19 protein-coding genes are annotated in these 19,853 nt (G+C 71.2%); 9 read left to right on the top strand and 10 right to left on the bottom strand.

The genetic code is table 11. The annotated features are described in order from the left end of the window. The first annotated feature begins 109 nt into the window (after nt 1-109). Entirely contained in the window at nt 110-1,075 is a 966-nt protein-coding gene (locus tag G515_RS0109405) for an oxygenase MpaB family protein (protein WP_028659942.1), read from the top strand. Between the two features lie 91 nt (nt 1,076-1,166). Next, nucleotides 1,167-2,729 carry an AMP-binding protein gene (locus tag G515_RS0109400; RefSeq protein ID WP_245565318.1) on the top strand — a complete coding sequence of 521 codons (1,563 nt, stop codon included), beginning with the start codon at nt 1,167-1,169 and terminating at the stop codon, nt 2,727-2,729. 98 nt (nt 2,730-2,827) lie between these two features. On the opposite strand, the gene G515_RS23315 is transcribed toward G515_RS0109400, so the two are convergent. Beyond that, complete coding sequence (locus G515_RS23315) at nt 2,828-3,082, bottom strand: hypothetical protein (RefSeq protein WP_157571060.1); 255 nt, start codon at nt 3,080-3,082, stop codon at nt 2,828-2,830. Between the two features lie 484 nt (nt 3,083-3,566). Between G515_RS23315 and G515_RS20530 the strand changes: the two genes are divergently transcribed. Further along, nucleotides 3,567-5,069 carry a hypothetical protein gene (locus G515_RS20530; RefSeq protein WP_211220993.1) on the top strand — a complete coding sequence of 501 codons (1,503 nt, stop codon included), beginning with the start codon at nt 3,567-3,569 and terminating at the stop codon, nt 5,067-5,069. A 175-nt stretch (nt 5,070-5,244) separates the two neighbouring features. Here G515_RS20530 and G515_RS0109385 read toward each other — a convergent pair whose 3' ends face one another. From G515_RS0109385 to G515_RS20510, 7 genes are all read right to left on the bottom strand, one after another. Then, nucleotides 5,245-5,562: a hypothetical protein gene (locus G515_RS0109385; RefSeq protein ID WP_028659939.1), complete on the bottom strand. Its 318-nt coding sequence runs from the start codon at nt 5,560-5,562 to the stop codon at nt 5,245-5,247. Between the two features lie 216 nt (nt 5,563-5,778). Continuing rightward, a complete protein-coding gene (locus G515_RS20525; protein WP_051218096.1) occupies nt 5,779-6,186 on the bottom strand; it encodes an AMIN-like domain-containing (lipo)protein in 408 nt (135 codons plus the stop codon). 396 nt (nt 6,187-6,582) lie between these two features. Next, entirely contained in the window at nt 6,583-7,365 is a 783-nt protein-coding gene (locus G515_RS0109375; protein WP_028659938.1) for a DinB family protein, read from the bottom strand. Between the two features lie 200 nt (nt 7,366-7,565). After that, entirely contained in the window at nt 7,566-8,267 is a 702-nt protein-coding gene (locus tag G515_RS0109370) for a response regulator (RefSeq protein WP_028659937.1), read from the bottom strand. Further along, nucleotides 8,264-9,478, bottom strand: coding sequence for a sensor histidine kinase (locus tag G515_RS22655; protein WP_051218095.1), 1,215 nt, complete (start codon nt 9,476-9,478; stop codon nt 8,264-8,266). Before G515_RS22655 ends, G515_RS0109370 begins: the two co-directional genes overlap by 4 nt. Next, nucleotides 9,475-11,625, bottom strand: a complete 2,151-nt coding sequence (locus G515_RS20515) for an MMPL family transporter (RefSeq protein WP_084653381.1) — start codon at nt 11,623-11,625, stop codon at nt 9,475-9,477. Before G515_RS20515 ends, G515_RS22655 begins: the two co-directional genes overlap by 4 nt. 221 nt (nt 11,626-11,846) lie before the next feature. Beyond that, complete coding sequence (locus G515_RS20510) at nt 11,847-12,779, bottom strand: LysR family transcriptional regulator (RefSeq protein WP_211220992.1); 933 nt, start codon at nt 12,777-12,779, stop codon at nt 11,847-11,849. A gap of 81 nt (nt 12,780-12,860) precedes the next feature. Here G515_RS20510 and G515_RS20505 point away from each other — a divergent pair, with 81 nt between their 5' ends. After that, nucleotides 12,861-13,823: a DMT family transporter gene (locus tag G515_RS20505; RefSeq protein ID WP_051218094.1), complete on the top strand. Its 963-nt coding sequence runs from the start codon at nt 12,861-12,863 to the stop codon at nt 13,821-13,823. 86 nt (nt 13,824-13,909) lie between these two features. On the opposite strand, the gene G515_RS0109345 is transcribed toward G515_RS20505, so the two are convergent. Next, the gene (locus G515_RS0109345; protein WP_028659936.1) at nt 13,910-14,341 is read right to left on the bottom strand and encodes a hypothetical protein; all 432 of its coding nucleotides are present in this window, start codon (nt 14,339-14,341) and stop codon (nt 13,910-13,912) included. Nucleotides 14,342-14,460: 119 nt separating this feature from the next. Between G515_RS0109345 and G515_RS0109340 the strand changes: the two genes are divergently transcribed. From G515_RS0109340 to G515_RS20500, 4 genes are all read left to right on the top strand, one after another. Continuing rightward, nucleotides 14,461-16,254 carry an ATP-binding protein gene (locus G515_RS0109340; protein WP_028659935.1) on the top strand — a complete coding sequence of 598 codons (1,794 nt, stop codon included), beginning with the start codon at nt 14,461-14,463 and terminating at the stop codon, nt 16,252-16,254. Next, complete coding sequence (locus G515_RS0109335) at nt 16,251-16,901, top strand: response regulator (RefSeq protein ID WP_028659934.1); 651 nt, start codon at nt 16,251-16,253, stop codon at nt 16,899-16,901. The genes G515_RS0109340 and G515_RS0109335 overlap by 4 nt, the downstream gene beginning before the upstream one ends. 125 nt (nt 16,902-17,026) lie before the next feature. After that, complete coding sequence (locus tag G515_RS23480) at nt 17,027-17,203, top strand: hypothetical protein (protein ID WP_169570527.1); 177 nt, start codon at nt 17,027-17,029, stop codon at nt 17,201-17,203. Nucleotides 17,204-17,336: 133 nt separating this feature from the next. Next, the gene (locus G515_RS20500) at nt 17,337-17,921 is read left to right on the top strand and encodes a DUF2231 domain-containing protein (protein ID WP_051218092.1); all 585 of its coding nucleotides are present in this window, start codon (nt 17,337-17,339) and stop codon (nt 17,919-17,921) included. Between the two features lie 240 nt (nt 17,922-18,161). On the opposite strand, the gene G515_RS0109320 is transcribed toward G515_RS20500, so the two are convergent. Then, nucleotides 18,162-19,142 carry a lysylphosphatidylglycerol synthase domain-containing protein gene (locus G515_RS0109320; protein WP_169570525.1) on the bottom strand — a complete coding sequence of 327 codons (981 nt, stop codon included), beginning with the start codon at nt 19,140-19,142 and terminating at the stop codon, nt 18,162-18,164. Nucleotides 19,143-19,462: 320 nt separating this feature from the next. On the opposite strand from G515_RS0109320, the gene G515_RS0109315 reads away from it, so the two are divergent. After that, nucleotides 19,463-19,819 (top strand): VOC family protein, encoded by a 357-nt coding sequence (locus G515_RS0109315; protein WP_036555162.1) that lies wholly within the window; start codon nt 19,463-19,465, stop codon nt 19,817-19,819. The last annotated feature ends 34 nt before the right edge of the window (nt 19,820-19,853 follow it).

Below are 19,853 nucleotides of genomic sequence, written 5' to 3'. Positions count from 1 at the left end.
GGCGTCCGGTGCGAAGACGGGGAAGCCGGCTTTGAGATCACTGCTGGATCGTGGGCTCGGCAGGCGGTAGAACAGCCGATGTCGTGCTGGTCACCCCAGGAGGAGCCTCATGTTCGGTCCGGTCCCGGTGGGTCGCGACGACTTCCGCGCCTGCATCGAGGAGATCCGCGCCTCGGTCGACGACCCGAAGGTGGGCCTCTTCGGACCGGACTCGCTGATGTGGGAGGTCAACCGGCGTACGGTGCCGTACCTGCTGGCGACCTCGCAGGCGGCCTTCCTCGACGTGGCCCATCCGTGGATCGCACAGGGGGTGGCCGAGCACTCGACCCTGTTCACCGACCCGCGGATGCGTGCTCGCAAGACCTACAACATGCTCACCTCCGTGGTCTTCGCCGACCTGCCGACCGTGGTCCGGGTGAGCCGCGCCGTCCACTCGCTGCACACCCGGGTCGAGGGCGAGGTGCACGCCGACAGCGGCGAGTTCGCCCGCCCCACGGCGTACGCCGCCAACGAGCTGAACGCGCTGGTCTGGGTGCACGGCGCCTCGTGGTACGCCCGGCTGGGGATGTACGAGCGTGTGGTGCAGCCGCTGACGCCCGCCGAGCGCGACCGGTTCTGGCAGGAGACCAAGCGCTATGCCCTCTGTTTCGGCATCCCGAGTGACCGGCTGCCTGCGACGTACGCGGACTTCGAGGCGTACGTCGCCGACATGCTCACCAACGGGCAGCTCGCGCCGTCGGACGCGAGTCGGCGGGTGATGGCGTTCCTGGCGACCCGGATCCCGGAGCGCTCACGCGAACGCCTGCTCGCCTTCAACAGCCTCTGCCTGCCCGAGCGGGTCCGGGAGATCCTGGAGCTGCCGGAGGAGAGCGACGCGACCCGGGCGCACTACCGACGTGTCCTCCGGATGCTCAGGGCCACCCGCGCGCTGCCGCCCGCCATTCGCGACCTCCCGCCCTATCGCGAGGCGAGGGCGCGTCTGCGCGGTCGCGAGATCGGGCCGATCACTCGGCGGATGAAGGTGAAGATCGGCGGCGACGCCGCCGCCCGTGCTCCGCGCGAGGTGCCGGCCTGAGGGTGCCGATGCGGGACAGTGGGTCGGGAGGAGTCGGACGGGCCGACCCCACCCCGCCCGATGGGAGCACTGGCAGCCGATGGAGGAGTCGATGGAGCACGAGCCGAGCGCACCGATGGCCGCTGCCTTCGAGGAGCTGACGCCGGTGGGCTTCCTGCGCCGTGCGGCCGAGGTCTTCGGCGATCGCACCGCCATCCTCGACGGCGACTTCACCTGCACCTACGCCGAGTTCCACACCCGGGCCGGGCAGTCGGCCCGGCTGCTCGCGGATCGAGGGGTGAGTCCCGGTGACCGGGTGGCGGTCCTGGCGCCGAACAGCCATCTGCTCCTGGAGGCCCACTACAGCGTGCCCCTGTGCGGTGCCGTGCTGGTCGCCCTCAACACCCGGCTCGCCGCCGTCGAGGTGGCCCACATCCTCGATCACAGTGGCGCGACCGTGCTGCTGGTGGACAGCGAACTCACCGAGCTCGCCGCGAACGCCGTCGCCCTCGCCCGCTCCGAGCCGCTCGTGATCACCGATGTCGAACACGAGGCGTCGCTGGCCGGCCGGGAGCCGCTCGCGGTGCCCGTCACCGATGAGCGCGGCCTGCTGAGCATCAACTACACCAGCGGCACCACCGGCGACCCCAAGGGCGTGATGTACCACCATCGCGGCGCCTATCTCCAAGCACTGGCGATGGCCTACCACGCCCGACTGGCGGTGGGATCGGTCTACCTGTGGACGCTGCCGATGTTCCACACCAACGGCTGGTGCTTCCCGTGGGCGGTCACCGCTGCCGGTGCCACCCACCGCTGTCTGCGCAGGATCGACCCCACCGCGATCTGGCAGGCGATGGCCGAGGGGGTCACGCATTTCTGTGCGGCGCCCACCGTGCTCGCGATGCTGCTCGCCGAGCAGTCCGCCGTACCCCTCGAGCTGCCGCTGGAGACGGAGGTGCGGGTCTTCGCGGGCGGTGCCCCGCCGTGGCCCGCCCTGATCGCCAAGCTCGATGCGGTCGGCATCAGCGTCGAGCATCTCTACGGTCTCACCGAGACCTTCGGCCCTGCGGTGGTCTGCATCCCGAAGCCGGAGTGGAGCACCGAACCGCTCGCGAGGCGTGCCGCCCTGATCGCCCGCCAGGGGGTCACCAACATCTCCGGCCACCGGGTGCGCGTCGTCGACGCCGACGGTGCGGACGTCGTGGCGGACGGAGCGCACAGCGGTGAGATCATCCTCCGGGGCAACACCGTGATGCTCGGCTACTACCGCGACCCCGCTGCCACCGCGCGGGCCACGACCGCGGACGGCTGGTTCCGCACCGGCGATGTGGGAGTCATGCATCCCGACGGCTATGTCGAGATCCGCGACCGGATCAAGGACGTGATCATCTCCGGCGGCGAGAACATCTCCTCGGTGGAGGTCGAGCGCGCCCTGACCGAGCACCCGGAGGTCAACGAGGCCGCCGTGGTCGGCCGCCCCCACCCCACCTGGGGCGAGGTCCCGGTGGCGTTCGTCCAGGTGGCCCCGGACTCCTCGGTGACCGTGGAGGGCCTGATCGAGTTCGCCCGTGGCCGACTGGCGGGGTTCAAGATCCCCCGCGAGATCGTCTTCGGCGCCCTGCCCAAGACCTCGACCGGCAAGGTGCAGAAGAACGTCCTGCGCGAGCGGGACTGAGCGCTCTCCGTCCGTCCTGTGTCCGGGTTTGCGACACGAGCGGGCCACGTCGCCGCGTTGGGCGTGGTGAGACCACGGGCCGCGCTGGGGCTCGCGGTTCAGGTGCTGGTCGTCACGCGCTGCGGCGTACGGCGATGTTCGGCCGTTGCGGCCAACCAGCGGGTCACCGCCGGCTGGTACATCAGGACGGTCGCTGCCACGACCGCCGCGACGTGGGTGCCTCGCGCCGCGAAGAACAACGCCCCCTTGTCGTCGCTGACGGTGGCATAGAACCCGCCACCCGCCGCCAGCTCGACCGCGACCGGGACCACCATCGCCGCCAGTCCGATCACGCTCAGCAGGGCGGTGATCATCGGGCGTGCGTGTCGACGGCCGACGGCGAGTCGATGGACCAATAGCGCCGCGACGGCGTAGATGGCCAATCGAACTGCGGCCTGTGCGACAAGACCGGCATCGCCGGCGCCGCTACGGAGGGCATCGCTCATCGCGACGCCGAATTCCACGAGTCCCGCCCCGATGGCCGCCCCCCACAGCACCACCGATGCCACGAGCACGCCAGGTGCGACCGGAGCGGCGTCGCTCTTCGTATCGCGGCGACCGTCGCGGGTCTCGTCGTGCTCGCCGCCAACGCGACGAGGCTCGGAGTCCCCGACGCTACGCGGATGATCCTGTCGTCGATCTCCGCGCCACCGCGGCTTCACCTCGTTCTCAAGCGCGAGGATGACCTCCGATACCGGCCCTCAGACGCCCTTGTATGCGCGTCTGCCAGGTGCTTATCGCTTGATGATTCCCGCGAACGTGGTGAGACTTGGCGGGGCCTCGCCGTATCGTGCGGACATGGCGGAGGAAACGTGGCACGCTGCTCGCCTTATCCCGACTTCGGGGATCTCCGGGGCGGAGGAGCAGGAACGGCGAGCAACTTCGGCACTCCTTGCGGTTCTGGCCGCTGTCCGGGAATTCAGCCGCTCGACGTTGGCGCCACTAGGTGCTCCGGCCGGCAACGTCGAGACCTTTATCGAGGTGCCATTCAAGCTCGGCGAGCGGGACTTCCGACCCGATGGCCTGATCAAGGTCTCGCGTGGCACACGTTCGTGGGTGGCGCTGGTGGAGGTGAAGACGGGTAAGAACGAGCTGTCGGGTGACCAGCTCGAGGCCTATCTGGACATCGCGCGGGAGCAGGGTTTCGACGCCTTGTTGACGATCTCGAACGAGATCCCGCCCAGCCCAGTGCAGCACCCGACGAACGTGGACAAGCGGAAGCTCCGCAAGGTCTCCCTGCATCACCTGTCCTGGGCGGACATCCTCAGCACCGCCGTCCTCCAGAAGGAGCACCGCGGAGTCTCCGACCCTGACCAGGCATGGATCCTCGGCGAACTGATCCGCTATCTAGAGCACCCGAAGTCGGGTGCGCTCGAGTTCGACGACATGGGTGGCGACTGGGTCCCGCTGCGCGAGGCCGTCGGCCAAGGCACCCTCCGAGGGAACGACAAGACGATCCCAGAAGTCGTTGCACGGTTCGACGCACTGCTGCGCTATGCCTCACTCCACCTGGGCCGTCGCCTGGGCACAGACGTGACGCACCAGTTGAGCAGGAAGGAACGATCAGACCCGTCGCTGCGCGCGCTGGCGCTGAAGACGTTGCTCGTCGACACGGGCACCCTGTCCGGGAGTCTTCGGATCCCGGACACGGTCGGTGACATCAAGGTCACTGCAGACCTCCGCGCCGCGAAGGTGACATGCGAACTCGTCGTCGACGCCCCGAAGACCGGTCGACCCACGACGCGGGTCAACTGGCTAGTTCGGCAGCTGAAGGAAGCCCCCGGAGCATTGCGGATCGAGGCCGCGGTGCTCAACCAACGGGGAGCCGGAGCAGCCGAACTGCTCAGCGTCGTCCGAGACGACCCCGCTGTGTTGATTCAGGATCCAACCCGGGACTTCAAGTCCTTCACCATCGCCCAGTCCGTGCCCATGGGAGCCAAGCGTGGCCGCGGTAGAGGGGCCTTCATCGACTCCGTCGTCGAGGCGCTCGACGTCTTCTACGAGGGAGTCGTCCAGAACGTGAAGGCATGGGCCGCAGCGCCACCCAAGCTCCGCGACGAAGTCGAACCGCCGCGCGAGCAACGCTCGGCATTGAGTTCTACTGCGCTGTCGTCGCAAGACGGGGCCGAGCCTCCAGCTGCACCGAAGCCCCAGCCGCCTGAAGCTGCCCCAGAGGTCCACGGCACGGAGGTGCACGCCGGCTCGGATGCATCGGAGGCCACAGCCGAGCGCAGTTCAATCCACCTAGATCCCCAAGTGGATGCGCCGCACCCGACGGGGGATACCTCTGATCGGGCGTAGCCGAGATCGCTCGGGTCGGTGGCGAGTGCCACCACCGTCGTGTCGTCGCGACCCAGCTCGAACGGTACGACGACCCGGCCGTGGTGGACCTGGTAGTCCGCGATCGGGGTGATCCTGCCCGACGCGCTGGGTCCGGCCGGGTCCTACCGCGGTGCCGAGTACCATGGCGAGGCTCTCAGCTCCGGGCGTCGCGTCGGTTCTGGAGACGTTCGCGGGCTTCGGGCAGGTAGTTCAGGCACGGGGCGGCGGCGTCGGGGTGCTTGGAGGTGAGGTGGAGGATCCATCGATCCATCGCGGCCATGTAGCCGTTGTCCTCGCCGGGACGGCGGGTGCTCCAGGCGCGAGTGCCGGTCCCTGGGCGCGGGACCTCACACTGCGTGCACGAGATCTTGTAGGCAAAGGAGTTGTCGGGGCTCACGTCGATGCGGACCACTGCCAGTGCTCCTGCTTCGGCGCTGGCCTTCCTCTGTCGGGCGGAACGGCTGGCGGGCACGCGGGCACCTCGGTTCGTGGTGGGGGACGACTCTCCCAGCCTAAGCACCCGATTGCGACCCGGGTTCTCCCCACGGCCGGCGGCAGCCTGCGCCGGCATCCCGAATGCGGTCAGGAGTACCAGGCAGGCGGCGGCCGCTGGCTGGGCGTCACCCACCTGTCCTCAAGACACTCTTGTCGAACGACCGCGGTCGGTGCTGCCCGAGTTGTTCGCCGACTACTCGTCCTCGACATCGACGACGTCGACGATCAGGCGGGAGGGGTGGGTGAGGGCGAAGACCCGGAACGGGGCAGCGCCGCCGTCGACGCCGAGGAACAGTTGGCTGTACCCCTCGAACACCCCGAGGACATTGACGTCCTCGATGGCTCCGCCTCGCTCGGGTGAGAAGTGCCGGACGCCGCGGAAGAGATCCGCCGGGGTGTCGGGATAGGCCTGGCGGAAGGTGACACCGGAGATGCTGACCGCGAGGACATCGTCCCCGCGGACCTCCACGATCTCGCCACTGCCCTCGGCTCGTGGCGTCCTTACGTAGTGGGCGGCCCAGCCGGGGACGCCGGTGCCCCGGAACTCGGCCACCACCCGGTCGAAGCCGTCGTGCCTGCCGACCCGGACATCGCGCAGCACGAGATCCCAGGCACCCTTCTGCTGCGCGAACTGCTCGGCGGTGACGGACGAGAACCGAGGGAGCTCCCCGCCGGCCGCTCCGACGGGTGTCGGTGTCCCGGTCCGTCGTGCGGGGGGCGACCCGGAGGTGGGGGCGGTTGTCGCACCGGCGCTGCGCGTGCCCGGATCTGCGCCTGGAGCGGAGCCTGAAGCGGGGCCTGAAACTGGGCCCGGCGCGGGGCCTGCATCGCCGCCGGTACCGGAACCGCAGGCCGTCAGCAGGGTCGTCGCGGCGACGAGCCCGAGCACGGCGCGGCATCTGCGTCTGCCTCGCATGATCGCTCCTCGGACGGGTGGGCCGGGTGGTCAGACACGAGGAAGACGCGCAGGTGGCCGATCCGGTTGACGGCGGCCCGCTCAGTGCTGGGTGGATCCGCTCAGGGCGGTGAGATCGCGCTCGGCGATGAGGCGGTGTTCCCAGAACTCGAGGGTGACCGCGCTGAGGCAGCGGACCATGGGGTACTCCCCGGCCATGGGATACCCGTCGCCGGTGACCGTCGTACTGCCGCCCAGTTGGTCGGGGGTGAGAGCGGCGAAGGTCTCCGACACCAAGGTCATCCGCTCGGCCAGCCGGCTCCACAGTTCGTCCAGCGAGGGGGCCACGTCCGGCGGCTCCGGGACGCCGGCGACCTCGCCCATCTCCGCGAAGGTCATCAGCCACGGGTCGTACGGCGCGGGGTCGTGCAGGACGGCGCGCTTGAGCCAGGCGTCGACCACAAACAGCAGGTGACGCAGGGTCTCGCTGAAGGACCACTCCTCGCGCACCCGGACGTGCAGGGTCTGCGGCGGGAGCGTCCGGGCGCGGCCGATGGTCTCCTCCCAGCGTGCCTCGATCGCGGCCCAGGCCGTCCGGAACGCCTCTGGGGTGGACTGGTCGCGGATCAGCGGACGATCCGGGTAGCGCCGGTCGAGCTCGGCCTCGACCAGCGGTGCGACGTCGACGCCGTTCACCAGGAGGGCTCCCTCGATCAGACCGTCCAGCTCGACGCCTCGCAGCAGGGCGCCGCGGGCGGTGAATCCGCCCAGGTCGGCGTTGCGCACGAACACCTCGCTCAGGTCGACCTCCTCGAGCCGCGACCCTGTCAGTGACACGTCGCGGAAGGTCGAGCCACGCATGTCCACCTGCTCGAAGTCCGCCATGTCTGGACGTTACGACGCCCGTCCGGACCCGGGTAGCTCTCCACTGGAATCAGTCACGGTGATGGGCGAGATCCGGTCGCGGCCGGGCGTGGCGTCGTGACCGGGCGCGACGAGGAGCCGGTGCCGCGGGCCGATTCCCACCTCCCCGTGCAGGCCGAATGGGCCGTCTCGGAGAACCCGGCGGGAGACCGAGCCGACGGTCAGGTCGAGCCGACCAGGCCGGTCTCGTAGGCGAGTACGACGAGTTGGGGGCGGTCGCGGGCGTCCAGCTTGAGCAGCAGGTGGGAGACATGCGTCTTGACGGTCAGCGGGCTGAGGACGAGGCGGCCGGCGATCTCCCGGTTGGACAGGCCCGTGCCGACGAGGGCGAGGATCTCTCGCTCGCGGGGGGTCAGGGCGTCGAGCTGGTGGGCGGTGCTCTCCCGAGCGACCTCGACCTGCGAGGCACCGGACGGGGGTGTCGCGCCGGCGGGCGGCGAGGCGACGAACGCCTCGATGAGGACCTTCGTCACCGAGGGTGCCAGCAGTGAGTGGCCCTCGGCGACGACGCGGACGGCGTCGATGAGGGCCTGCGGTTCGATGTCCTTGAGGAGGAACCCGGATGCCCCGGCGCGCAGGGCGCCGAAGACGTACTCGTCGAGTTCGAAGGTCGTCAGCACGACGACCCGGGTGCCGTTCAGGTCGGGGTCGGCGAGGATCCGGGCGGTGGCCTCGAGACCGTTGAGCCGAGGCATCCGGACATCCATGAAGATGACGTCGGGGTGGGTGGCGGCGGCCAGTTCGACGGCTTCCAGACCGTCGGCGGCGGTGCCGATGACCTCGATGTCCTCCTCGGAGTCGAGGAGGGCACGGAAACCGGCCCGCACCATCGGCTGGTCGTCGGCGATCAGGACCGAGATCATGTCCGCTCCGCGTGGGGGAGGGGGGTTCCGGACCGGTGCCGGCTCGGCATCGGCAGCCGCGCCCGGACCAGCCATCCTCCGTCCGGTCGCGGACCGGCATCGAGGGCGCCGCCGAGGGCGCGCACCCGTTCGCGCATCCCACGCAGGCCCACCCCGCTGCCGTTGGGGACGGCGTCGGGAACAGCGTCGGGCACGGTGCCGGGGACCTCCCCGGGACGCTCACCGCCCCGGTCCGCGATCTCGATGGTCAGGCCCTCACCGGCCCGAGTGAGGGACACCCGGGCCGGGCTGCCGGGGGCGTGCCGCAGCACGTTGGTCAACCCCTCCTGTACGACGCGGTACGCCGTACCGGCCACCCCGGCCGGTAGCGGTTGCCCGTCCAACTCGATCCGCAGATCCAGGTCGAGCCCCGCGGCGCGCCAGGTCGACTCCAGGTCGCGGAGCGAGTCGAGGGTGAGCGTCGGCTCGGTGGGTGCGGCCCCGCCCTCCTCACGGAGGAGACCCAGGATGCCGCGCAGGTCGGCGAGCGTCTCGGCGCTGATCCGGCGGATGTCGAGCAGGGTCTGCCGTGCGGTGGCCGGATCCTGATCGATCAGGTGGGAGCCGACGCCGGCCTGCACGTTGATCGCCACCATCGAGTGCGAGACCGCGTCGTGGACCTCGCGGGCGATCCGCAGCCGCTCCTCACCCACCCGGCGCAGAGCCTCCTGTTCCCGGTTGCGTTCGGCGTGCTCGGCCCGGTCGACCAGGGCCTGGTGCGACTGCTCGCGGTAGCGGGACGCGAGACCGAGCACGACGGGCAGCGCGATGAGGGCGAGGTTCTTCGGGGTCTCGAGGCTGAACAGTTTCTCGGTGCCGCCGTGGCCCAGCAGGAACAGCACCCACGGCACCATCGCGAGCACGGTGATGCCGGCGGCGCGGCGACCGCGGGTGCGGGCGAGCCAGTAGCCGGCGACCATCGCGGCGAACGGCGAGGTCTGCACGATCGGGCACAGGTGGGTGGTGGGCCACAGCATCAGGGAACTGGCGATCAGGGCCGCCACCGGATGGGTCCGGCTGACCAGGGCCGGGAGCGCGGTGGCGACGACGAGCACCCAGGTCAGCCAGGTGAGCTGCTGGTCGTCGTAAGGGAACCAGAACGCCTCCGCCACCATCGCCCCGATCAGAGCGAGGACGACGGCGACGTCGCGGAGCGCGATGCCGGGCGTCACCTCTGAACCGTAGGCCGTGGCTCGGTGTCTGTCATCGTCTCCTGGGAGTAGTCCACCGGGCCCGGCTCCGCGAGGCCGATCCGGTCGTGCAGCCGCCGCAGCGGCATCGGTGCCCACCAGTTCCACCGGCCCAGCAGCCCCATCAGGGACGGCACCAGGAAGGTCCGCACCACGAAGGCGTCGATCAGTACGCCGAACGCGACCGCCACGCCGATCTGCTGGATGAACGAGATCGAACTGGTGCTGAAGACGCCGATCGCCACCGCCAGCAGGATCGCCGCGGCGGTGACGACGTGACCGGTGCGCTGGACGCCGACCGCGACCGCCTCCCGCTCACCGAGGCCGGCGTCGCGCAACTCCTTGATCCGGCCGAGCAGGAAGACGCCGTAGTCGGTGGAGAGGGCGAACACGACGGCCGCGGAGACGACGAAGTCGGTCGGCTCGACGCCACCGTTGGGCGTGTAGTCCAGCAGCGAGGTCAGGCGGCCGTCCTGATAGATCAGGGTCAGCAGGCCGAGCGCGCTGCCGACGGTGAGGACGTTCATCAGCACGGCCTTGATCGGGAGGATCACCGACCCGGTCATCAGCCAGAGCACCAGCATGGTCAGGGCGACCAGCAGGCCGAGCGCGAGCGGCATCGCCCGGGCCAGGGCCTCCTGCTGATCGATGAAGGCGGCCGCCGGACCGCCCACCCGTGCGTCCACCTGGCTGTCGACGGCGCGGAGGTCCTGGACCAGCTGCTGGGCCGCGTCGTCCTCGGGCGCACCCTCGACGGGGAGTTCCAGCAGCCAGGTGTGGGGCCCGACCTGCTCGGCCGTCGCCGGGGCGCCGGCCAGCGTGCCCGCCTGTTCGGCGTACGCCGCCACGTCGGCCGATGCCTCCGATCCGGTGGCCTCGATCGCGACGGTCACCGAGGTGGTGCCGCTGCCGGAGTAGTCGGCCTCCAGCGCGTCGGAGACGGTGCGCGCACTCTGCGAGGGAGGGATGACCGACCCGTCGATCGGCGTCCAGTGCGCGCGGAGGGCGGGCGCGGCCAGGGCGATCATCACCAGCGCCGTGGTCACGGCCACCAGACCGGGCCGCCGCATCACGGCCGTGGCGAGGCGGTACCAGCCGCCGGTATCGGACGTCGCCCGTGGGCGGCGGTGGGCCAGCCGCCGACCGAACAGGGCCAGCAGCGCGGGGCCGAGCACCATCGTCGACAGGGCCGCGACCAGCGACACGACCGCGCCGGCGATCCCCATCGACTTCACGAAGCCCTGGGGGAACAGGGTCAGGGTGATCATCGCGGCCGACACCGTCGCGGCCGAGAACAGCACGGTCCGGCCGGCGGTCCGCATCGTCACCGCGATCGCGCCGCCCGGGTCGGCGCCGGCGTCCAGTTCGTCGCGGAAACGGGTGAGTACGAACAGGGTGTAGTCGATCGCCAGGCCCAGCCCGAGTCCCATGATCAGGTTGAGCGCGAACACGCTCATCGGGTACGCCTGATTGATCCCGGCGATCACCAGGAAGGTGCCCAGCACGGTCGAGGCGCCCACCGCGAGCGGTAGCAGCGCGCCGCGCAGGCCGAAGAAGAGCAGGCACAGCAGCACCAGGATCGGCATCGCGATGAGTTCGGCGCGGGCGAGGTCCTCCCCGACCTGTGCGCCGATCTGCTCGTTGGCGACCAGTGGCCCGCCGACGGAGACATCCGGTTCGTCCTCGAAGGCGGCCAGCACGTCCTCGGTCACCGCGCCGTCGTCCGCCTCGGCGGTCAGGGTGCCCGCGACGATCGCGCTGTCCCCGTCGGGCGCCGCCAGTCCGCTGCCCGGGGCCGAGACCGGGGACGCCGTCCGCGCGATCCCGTGGATGGCGGCGAGTTCGGCCTCGACCGCGGAGATCTCGGCCGCTCCCGCCGGGGTGTCGGTGCTGGTGTCGGTGCTGGTGTCGACGAGGAGCACGATCCCCGCGTCCGGGGCGAGCCCGGTGGCCTCGGCGAGCCGTTCCTCGGCCTGCGCGGACGGCGAGTCCTCCAGCACGAAGCCGTCGTCGGTCAGGGACGCGGCCACACCGCCCCCGACGAACCCGGCGACGAGAAGGAAGAGCAGGGCGCCCACCAGGGTCGTGCGCGGTCGTGCGGTGATCCGTCGGACGAGTGCGTTGGTCATGGGACGAGGCTGCCGCTCGGGGCACCGCCCGGGCATCCGACTGAGGGTGTCATCGCAGCGCCGCGGCACTCCCGTGGGACTACTCCTCCGGTAGGACGGCGCCCGCTCATCGATGGCTGCTCGACGACCCTCGACGTTCGAGGGGTACCGACTCGAGCCGGACACCGCGCCGTTCGACCCGGCCTTCGCCGTCCGGGTTGGTGCCTCGACGGATGCCGCTGTCAGCCGGCGTCGATCGTGCTTCGGGGTCGAGACCCACTGCGGGTGAGAGCGATCGCCTGAAGGTCATCGATGATGCGGCGCAGTCCGACGTCTGCACGGCGAGGCTCCCGGTACGCGAGGGCGAGATGACGTCGAAGCTCAGTGGTGGGTGAGACCAGGCGGACACCCGCGGGAACCGCGGCAACGGTCAGCTCTGGGACGAGACACACGCCAACACCGGCATCGACGAGCTGGAGTTGCACGTCGAAGTCGGCGGATTCGGCCACGACTCTGGGCCGGAAGCCTGCCAGTCCGCAGGCGCGGTCGACCATCTCGAAGCAGGTGAGGTCGCGGGTCGGCGTGATCCAGTCGCGGTCGGCGAGGTCTGCCAGACTGATGCGGTCACCGACGAGAGGATCATCCTCGCTGATCGCGACCCACACCGGTTCGGTGACCAGGTGCTCGCTCACCATGGATTCCGGCAACTCGCGCGCCACGTTGGAGTACGAGTGGACGATCGCCAGGTCTGCGCCACCGCTGAGGACAGCGGCCAACGCGGCGTCCGGCTCCAGCGTCTGCAGGCCGATTCCGATGCCGGCATCATCGCGGATCAGGCCCCGCCAGAGGTCGGCGACGAAGGTGCGCGCAGCCGAGGGGAACGCGGCCAGGCGGTAGGTGCCGATCGCTCCGCGTCGTAATGCGTCGACCTCCATGTCGACGAGCGACAGCCGGTCCATCAGGTCACGTGCGTGGGCCGCGAGCGCAGTGCCCGCGGGGGTCAGCGCGAGTCGCCGACCTCGCCGCTCGGTGAGGACGATGCCGAGCTCACGTTCGAGCGCGCCGAGCTGCATCGACACACCCGGCGCGGTCAGATGCAGCTCCGCGGCAACGGCAGCGACGCTGCCGAGCCGCTCGAGCCCGGCCAGCATCTGCAGCTTGCGTACATCCAACACAGGTTCGAGTAAACCAGGATGACGTGATGGATAACAACTATTCACTTGTGCTTACGTCAGTCAGTGCTGAGAGTAGAACTCGTGAAGGTGGATCGGGGAGTCCTGGCCGGCGTCGGTGTCGTGGTCCTGTGGGCGAGCGCGTTTCCCGCCATCCAGGTCGCCGCTCCGACTCTGGGCGTCATCGGGCTGTCGTTCGTCCGCCTGCTGGTCGCGACCGTCGTGCTGCTCGCCGTGGGCGCCAAGCTGGGCGTGCGCGTGCCGCACCGCCGCGATCTGCCCTGGATCGCCGTCGCCGGCTTCTTCGGCATGTTCGCCTACCAGCTCCTGCTCAACGCGAGCGAGCTGTTCGTGCCGTCCGGCACCGCGAGCATCATCGTGGCAGCGGCACCTCTCGTCTCCGTGGCTGTTGCGCGGATGCTGTTCCGAGAGCCGATCTCGAGATTCACCATCCTCGGCAGCGTCCTCGCCCTGTCCGGCGTCACCGCTGTCTGCCTCGCCCGGGCAACGGTCGCGGCCTCCATGACGGTGCTGATCGTCGTCGCCGCGATGGTGGTGCAGGGCATCTACCATCCGCTCCAGCGCCCGTTGACGGTCACGTACAGCGGGCTGGAGATCGCCACCTACTGCATGGTCGTCGGCACGCTGCTCACCGCGCCGCTCGTCCCCTTCGGCTGGCACCAGCTCAACACCGCACCTCTGGACGCATGGATCTGCGCCGTCTACCTCGGTCTCCTACCCTCCGCTCTCGGATTCGTCCTCTGGGCCGTCGCGGTCGGCCGATTACCCATCGCCACCTCCACGTCCCTGCTCTATCTCGTTCCCCCCGTGACGGTGCTCATCGCCTGGGTCTGGCTCGGGGAGGCACCGCTGGTCAGCGAGATCGTCGGCGGCGTGATCGTCATCGGAGGGGTGACCGTCATCGCGCAGGGATCGCGCATCCGGTCACGGATCTGCGCGCTCCGTACCGCTCGCTCGCGGCAGCGCTCCGCCCCGTCGCCGGTCGCGGCAGGACACTCCTCGGGTCCGACGCACGAGCAGCGATGAGCCGGGGACTCGGATCCCGCAACCCGAACGGTCACCGGCGTCCCACGGCGCTCTCGGACACGGAGGCATCCTCACCGATCGCCGATTCAGCTGGCGGGGATGAGTGAGTGGTCCGCGGAGGCCCGGAGGCTCTGTCGGCGTACGACGAGCCAGGCCGCGGCGAGGGTGAGCAGGCCGATCACCCACAGGTTCAGTTCGGTCCACATCCAGGAGGGAGCGGCCGGCTCCAGCGAGGCGGCGATCGTGCCGACGAGCACCGTGATGGCGAGCGCCCCACCGATGAGGGCCACGACGAGCAGGGCTCGCTGCGCCGGGTGACGCCCCGTGGACAGGGCCAGGCCGAGGCTGACCACGGCGGTGACGTGGCACAGGAGTCCAGCGAAGTAGAGAGGATTCTCCCAGGGGCTGATGCCCAGTCCGCCGGCAGTGCCGATCGCGACGGACTTGGCGGCCCAGAAGGCCACGCTCAGGGTGGCGGCGGTCAGGGCGATACGGGATGACGTGGTGGTGGTGTTCATGTGACCACGCTCCGGCTCCGGTGGGCTCGGCGTCGTCCCTCCGGGGAGTGAACCCGGCCTCGATCGGATACCTCCGAAGAGTGACGCGCCGGCGAGCCTGGCAGACCTAGCCTGACCAGGTGAGCACCACCGTGGGCGTTCAGCGCGCGGGCGGGGTCCTGCGCCGCCCGGTCATGGTGCTGAGCCTGGCGGCGCTGCTGTGCCTGCTGCCGCTCCTGGACGCCGCGGCAGGACCAGGCTGGTATGTCGCCGGCCCGATGGTCCTGGGCGCCGCCGTCTCCGGGTGCGCCGTGGGAGCGTGCACCTCGACGCGCACGGCCGTGCTGGCCGTGGCCGGGATGGTGGTGCTGCTGACCCTCGCCAACCAGCTGGCCGGCGACGAGTACCACTGGCTCGACGATGCCGCGTTCTTCCTGTTCGTGGCGGGCGGGCCCGCGGTGGCGGGAGCGCTGGTGAGCGCTCGTGCGCGACAGGTGCGCGAGCTCACCCGCCTGGTCGCCGCGCTGCGCGACCAGCGGCTGGTCGAGGTCGAGGCCGCCCGGCTCGCCGAGCAGACCCGGGTGGAGCAAGAGGTGCACCGAGGGATCTCGCAGCGGGTCGGGGCGATCGCTCTGCGGGCCGAGGGGGCCCGACGCAGCGGGTCCCCCGAGGACGCCGTGGCGGCGCTGGCGGAGGTCGAGGGCGTCGCGCGCGGGGCCCTGGACCAGCTCAGGGAGGTGCTGGGCACGCTGCGGACCTCGCCGCTGCCCGCCGACGAGTCCGCCGATCCTGCGGAGGAGATACCGTCACCGCGGCCGACGGTCGGCGCGCTCGACCTGGCGATCGCGGTCGCCTGCGGTGCCGGCCTCGCCGTGGAGACGCTCCTGGTCCCGCCGGACGCCGAACCGGGGTGGGCCGTCGCGATGTCCTTCCTGGTGGCGGCGCCGTTGGCCTGGCGCCGCCCGCACCCGCTGCTGGCCACCGCGGGCGTCGGGGTGCTCGGTACGGCGATGAGCCTGTGGCTCGCCCCGCTCACGGACCTGGTCACCCCGGTAGCGCTGATGCTGCTCGCCTCCTACGCGGTGGGGGCGTGGTGCCGCGGCCGGTGGTGGCTGGTGGGGCTGCTGGTTCCGTGGACCGCCCTGCTGGCGTTCCTCGCGGGAGGCGATCCGGGCTGGGCGGACGTCCTTCCGGTGGTCGCCTTCGCCACCGCCGCCGTCGCGCTGGGTCGGGTCGTGGCCAGCTGGCGGGGGCGGGGGCAGCGGATCGCCGGGACCGTGGCCGCCTTGGAGCGTGGCCGCGGGGCCGACCTGCGCTGGGCCGTCGCTCGCCAGCGGCAGTCGATGGCGAGCGCGTTGCACGACTCGGTCGCCCACGCGATGACCGTGGTGTGCGTGCAGGCGGGGGCCGGTCAGCGGGTGCCCGACCCCGCCGTGGTCGACCAGGCACTCGGGAGGATCGCGGCCACCGCGCGCTCCGGGCTCACCGAGCTGCGCACCGGCCTGGCGGAACTGGAGGGCAGCGCCGGCGTACTGGACCGTGACACGATCTCTGCCCTGGCCGAGGAGATCGGCGTGGCGGCCGAGGTCCGGGCGAACGGCGAGCTGACGCTGGGCCGCCCCGGCGCGCGCCTGGTGCTCCGGGTCCTCCGCGAGGCACTGGTGAACGTCGCCCGGCACGCCCCGGGCGCGCCGGCCCGGGTCGTGCTCGAGCAGGTGGGGGACACCATCCGGCTCGAGGTGGGCGATCACGGGGAACACAGCGGACCCGGCACCGAGGGCACCGGTACCGGTCTGGTCGGTCTGGCCGCCGAACTGCGGGCCGGCGGAGGCACCCTGTCCTGGGGTACGACGGCCGCAGGCGGGTTCCGGGTCCGGGCAGAGGTGCCCCTGGAAGCGGTGGTGGATCGGCGTACGGCGGGGCTGCCCCGATGACGAGCGTCCTGATCGCCGACGACCAGGAACTGGTCCGCAGCGGCGTGCGCCTCATCGTCGACTCCGAACCCGACCTGGAGACCGTCGGCGAGGCCGAGAGCGGCGTGGCCGCGGTCGAGCAGGCGCGCCGGCTGCGGCCGGACGTGGTGCTGATGGATCTGAAGATGCCCGAGCTGGGCGGGATCGAGGCCACCGGCCGCATCGTCGGGGCGGTGCCCGGCACCCGCGTCGTCATCCTCACCACCTTCGACCGGTCCGAGCTGGTCTACGACGCGCTGGTCGCCGGGGCCAGCGGCTTCCTGCTCAAGGACCTCCCCAGCCGGCAGCTGGTGGCCGGCGTGCGCGCGGTGGCCCGGGGCGAGGAGCTGCTGGCCCCCTCGATCACCCGTCGGCTGATCGCCGAGTTCACCCGCACCGGACACCGGCCGCCGCCACCGGGGTACGACCTGCTCACCGAGCGCGAGGCCGAGGTGCTCATCCTGGTCGCCCGGGGGAGGTCGAACGCCGAGATCGCCGCCGAGCTCTACCTCAGTGTCCAGACGGTCAAGACGCACGTGGCCCGGATGCTCGGCAAGCTGGGCCTGCGCGACCGCGTCCAGGCCGTCGTCCTCGCCTACGAATGCGGCCTGGTGCGGCCGGGGGAGTGAGCGCTCCTCCTCGGGAGTGCCGCTGCTCGGACCGCGCGAGGCCGCCCGCGAGGCCGCCGCCTGATCGGCGCGGTTGGCGCGCCGGGGGAATGCCTGGACTCAGGGGCGCTGGTTAGTGTCGAAGGGTGAGCCACACACCCGACGAAGACCGCATCGCCAGCCGGGCCGAGCTGCTGCCCGAGGAGAACCGGATCGGCAGCGAGGATCCCGAGGCGCAGGCGGAGGCGATCCTGGAGGAGTCCGACGAGCGGGTCGAGGACCCCGAGGGCACCCGACGCGAGAGCACCCAGACCCCCGACTGATCCGAGGGGGTCCCGTCGACGCGGTCCCGCGCGGTCGGGCGAGCCATGCCGTTGACCCGTTCCGCTGGAGGCGGCAGCGTGGGGTGGTGACGGTGGGGAGCGTCCTCGACCGTAGGCACCCGAGGGAGAGCCCATGACCCCGACCAGTTTGCCCGGCCCGGCCCGGTGGGCGGCGCGCTTGGAGGAGGCGGAGACGCTAGACGGCCCGATCGAGACTCTGGAACCGCACATCCGCAAGGCGTTCGGCACGGGTACCAAGGGAAAGGTGCTGCGCGGGGAGTGGCTCGGGCACGCGCTCCACCCGGCCCTCACCGACGTCGTCCTCGGCACCTGGACCTCTGCGCTGGTCCTCGACCTGATCGGCGGCCGGGACTCCGCGCGCGCCGCACAGCGGCTGATCGGGGTCGGGCTGGTGGCGTTCGGCCCCACGGCGTGGAGCGGCTGGGCCGAGTGGGTGGAGGCGGGCCCCCGCGAGAAGCGGGTGGGTCTGGTGCACGCGGTGACCAACGCCGCCGCCGTCGGCGGTTTCGCCGCGTCCTGGCTCGCCCGAGCGCGGGGCCGGCACGGCGCTGGCGTCGTCCTGGGCATGGCGGGAGCCGGAGCGATGGCCGGGGCCGCCTACCTGGGCGGCCACCTCGCAACGGTACGCCGGGTGGGCAGCGTGCATCCGGCGTACGACGCAGATCCGGTCGGGCCGGCGTCCGCCCCGGAGAAATAGCAGATCCCGCAGGCGTCTCGGGTCACCTGCGGGATCTGAGAGCAATCATGTACCCGCCCATCGTGTCCTGTCCGGCGAATGCCCGAATGTCTCGAAAAAAATTCGCGGCGGGTCCTTCTCGTCCTGTCCCCGGCCCGATCGATCGCGCCGCGACGCTCGATGGCGCCCGGTCCAGACGCACTCCCGGGCCGCGCCGGACCGGCTGACCGCACCGGGCCCACTTGGCTGACTCGCCCGTGGTCAGTCGACGGCAGCCTCGCGCGACCCGCGGAGGGTGCCGCGCAGGAACAGCAGGCAGATGGCTCCCAGGGCGATCGGACCGCCGATGAAGAACACCCGCCACACGATCAGGCCGGCGACCGCCGCCGCCTCGACCTCCGGCCCACCCGCCTCGACCAGCGCGGCGATGATCAGCGCGTCGACGATGCCGAGGCCGGAGAAGAAGAACACGGTGAGCGGGTAGGCGAAGAAGTAGGCGATCGCCACGTCGGCCACCGAGATCTCGCTGGTGTCCAGACCCACGAAGCGCAGGCACAGCAGGAGCAGGGTCAGGTCGGCGACCAGCATCCCGACGGTCGCGGCCAGCGACCGTGGGAATCCCCAGGAGAAGCGCGCCGCGGCGTCCTCCCGGAACCTGACGCAGCCGTCTGCCCAGGCGGCGGGGTCGAGGTCGCGGCGGAACCGACGCATGATCCGACCGCTCCGATCCCCGACGGCCCGCGCGGTGCGTTCCGCCCGGATGACCAGCAGCAGGCCCGCCAGGATCGCGGCGGCGATGGCCACGCTGAGCAGGTCGAGCCAGCGGAGCCCGGCCTCGTGGCCGGTCGTCAGGAGAAGGACGAAGCCGATCAGGGGTGCGCCGAACCGGACGATGTAGAAGGTCAGCGTGTTCAGCGTGACACCGGCGATCGCTGGAGGGATCGGCACCCCCCAGGTGCGGAACAGAGCCACCCTCGCCGCGATGTCGCCTGGCGGGGGGACCACGGTCGCCATCATCGTGCCGACGAGGTCGTTGACCATGGCGCGGAACGGACCCACCCCCGGGATGTAGAAGGCGAGCGGCAGCGCGTTGAAGAACTGCCGTACGAGCAGGACCGCGGTCAGCACCACGGGCTGCCACCAGGTCAGGTGACCCAGGGCACCGCCGACCGCGGACCAGTCGACCGCGCCGACCAGCCGGATGATCGCGACGCCCACCAGGACGGCCAGGAGGCTGGCCACCAGGAAGATCAACCACTGTCGCCTCGAGGGCCCGCCGGGTCGGGGTGGCTCCGGATCCATCAGCCTGCGACCGGGGTGGACTTCGAGCACCCGGATCGCCCCTGGACAGCACTGGTCCTCGGACCCCGTGAGCGGAGGCGGATCCCGGCGTACGCCGTCATCCAGGTCATCCCGTCCACCCCCGAACCCCGGAACCTGCCGCTGGCGCCATCCAACCAGACCCGGGGCGCCCCGCGCGCGGGCTCGGGCGCGTGGGCGGTGGACCGGAACGCCGCCTCGGACCCTGGCCTGGGGCGGGAGGTCCTGCCACGATCACGGGTATGAATCCGATCCACCACGCCATCGACTACGTCGAGTTCGCCGCTCCGGACCTCGAGGCGTCCACGAGGTTCTACGCCGAGGTCTTCGGGTGGGCGTTCAACGACTACGGCCCCGACTATGCCGGCATCCGCGCCAGTGCGGGGGAGGGCGAGGTCGGCGGGCTGAACCCGCACGCGGTCGCCGGGTCCGGTACTCCCCTGGTCATCGTCTACTCCGAGGACCTCGACGCGACCCTGGCCGCGGTGCGCGCCGCCGGCGGGCGCATCACCGAGGAGCCGTACGCGTTCCCGGGTGGGCGGAGGTTCCACTTCGTCGATCCCGGTGGCAACGAGCTCGCCGTGTGGGCTGCCCAGTGACGGCCTGAGCGGGACGCTGACCAGCCGGTCGTTC

This window comes from Nocardioides insulae DSM 17944 (assembly GCF_000422825.1).
GTDB classification, from domain to species: domain Bacteria; phylum Actinomycetota; class Actinomycetes; order Propionibacteriales; family Nocardioidaceae; genus Nocardioides; species Nocardioides insulae.
Note: the sequence above shows the minus strand (reverse complement) of the source record. Positions and strands in the feature narration are given on the sequence as shown.

Excerpts from the sequence above, each read along its gene's own strand:
- G515_RS0109345 (WP_028659936.1), bottom strand. The coding sequence starts at position 14,341 with ATGAACACCACCACCACGTCATCCCGTATCGCCCTGACCGCCGCCACC.
- G515_RS0109405 (WP_028659942.1), top strand. The coding sequence starts at position 110 with ATGTTCGGTCCGGTCCCGGTGGGTCGCGACGACTTCCGCGCCTGCATC.
- G515_RS0109335 (WP_028659934.1), top strand. The coding sequence starts at position 16,251 with ATGACGAGCGTCCTGATCGCCGACGACCAGGAACTGGTCCGCAGCGGC.
- G515_RS20515 (WP_084653381.1), bottom strand. The coding sequence starts at position 11,625 with ATGACCAACGCACTCGTCCGACGGATCACCGCACGACCGCGCACGACC.
- G515_RS23315 (WP_157571060.1), bottom strand. The coding sequence starts at position 3,082 with ATGATCACCGCCCTGCTGAGCGTGATCGGACTGGCGGCGATGGTGGTC.
- G515_RS20530 (WP_211220993.1), top strand. The coding sequence starts at position 3,567 with ATGGCGGAGGAAACGTGGCACGCTGCTCGCCTTATCCCGACTTCGGGG.
- G515_RS0109370 (WP_028659937.1), bottom strand. The coding sequence starts at position 8,267 with ATGATCTCGGTCCTGATCGCCGACGACCAGCCGATGGTGCGGGCCGGT.
- G515_RS0109315 (WP_036555162.1), top strand. The coding sequence starts at position 19,463 with ATGAATCCGATCCACCACGCCATCGACTACGTCGAGTTCGCCGCTCCG.
- G515_RS0109400 (WP_245565318.1), top strand. The coding sequence starts at position 1,167 with ATGGAGCACGAGCCGAGCGCACCGATGGCCGCTGCCTTCGAGGAGCTG.
- G515_RS0109375 (WP_028659938.1), bottom strand. The coding sequence starts at position 7,365 with ATGGCGGACTTCGAGCAGGTGGACATGCGTGGCTCGACCTTCCGCGAC.
- G515_RS20500 (WP_051218092.1), top strand. The coding sequence starts at position 17,337 with ATGACCCCGACCAGTTTGCCCGGCCCGGCCCGGTGGGCGGCGCGCTTG.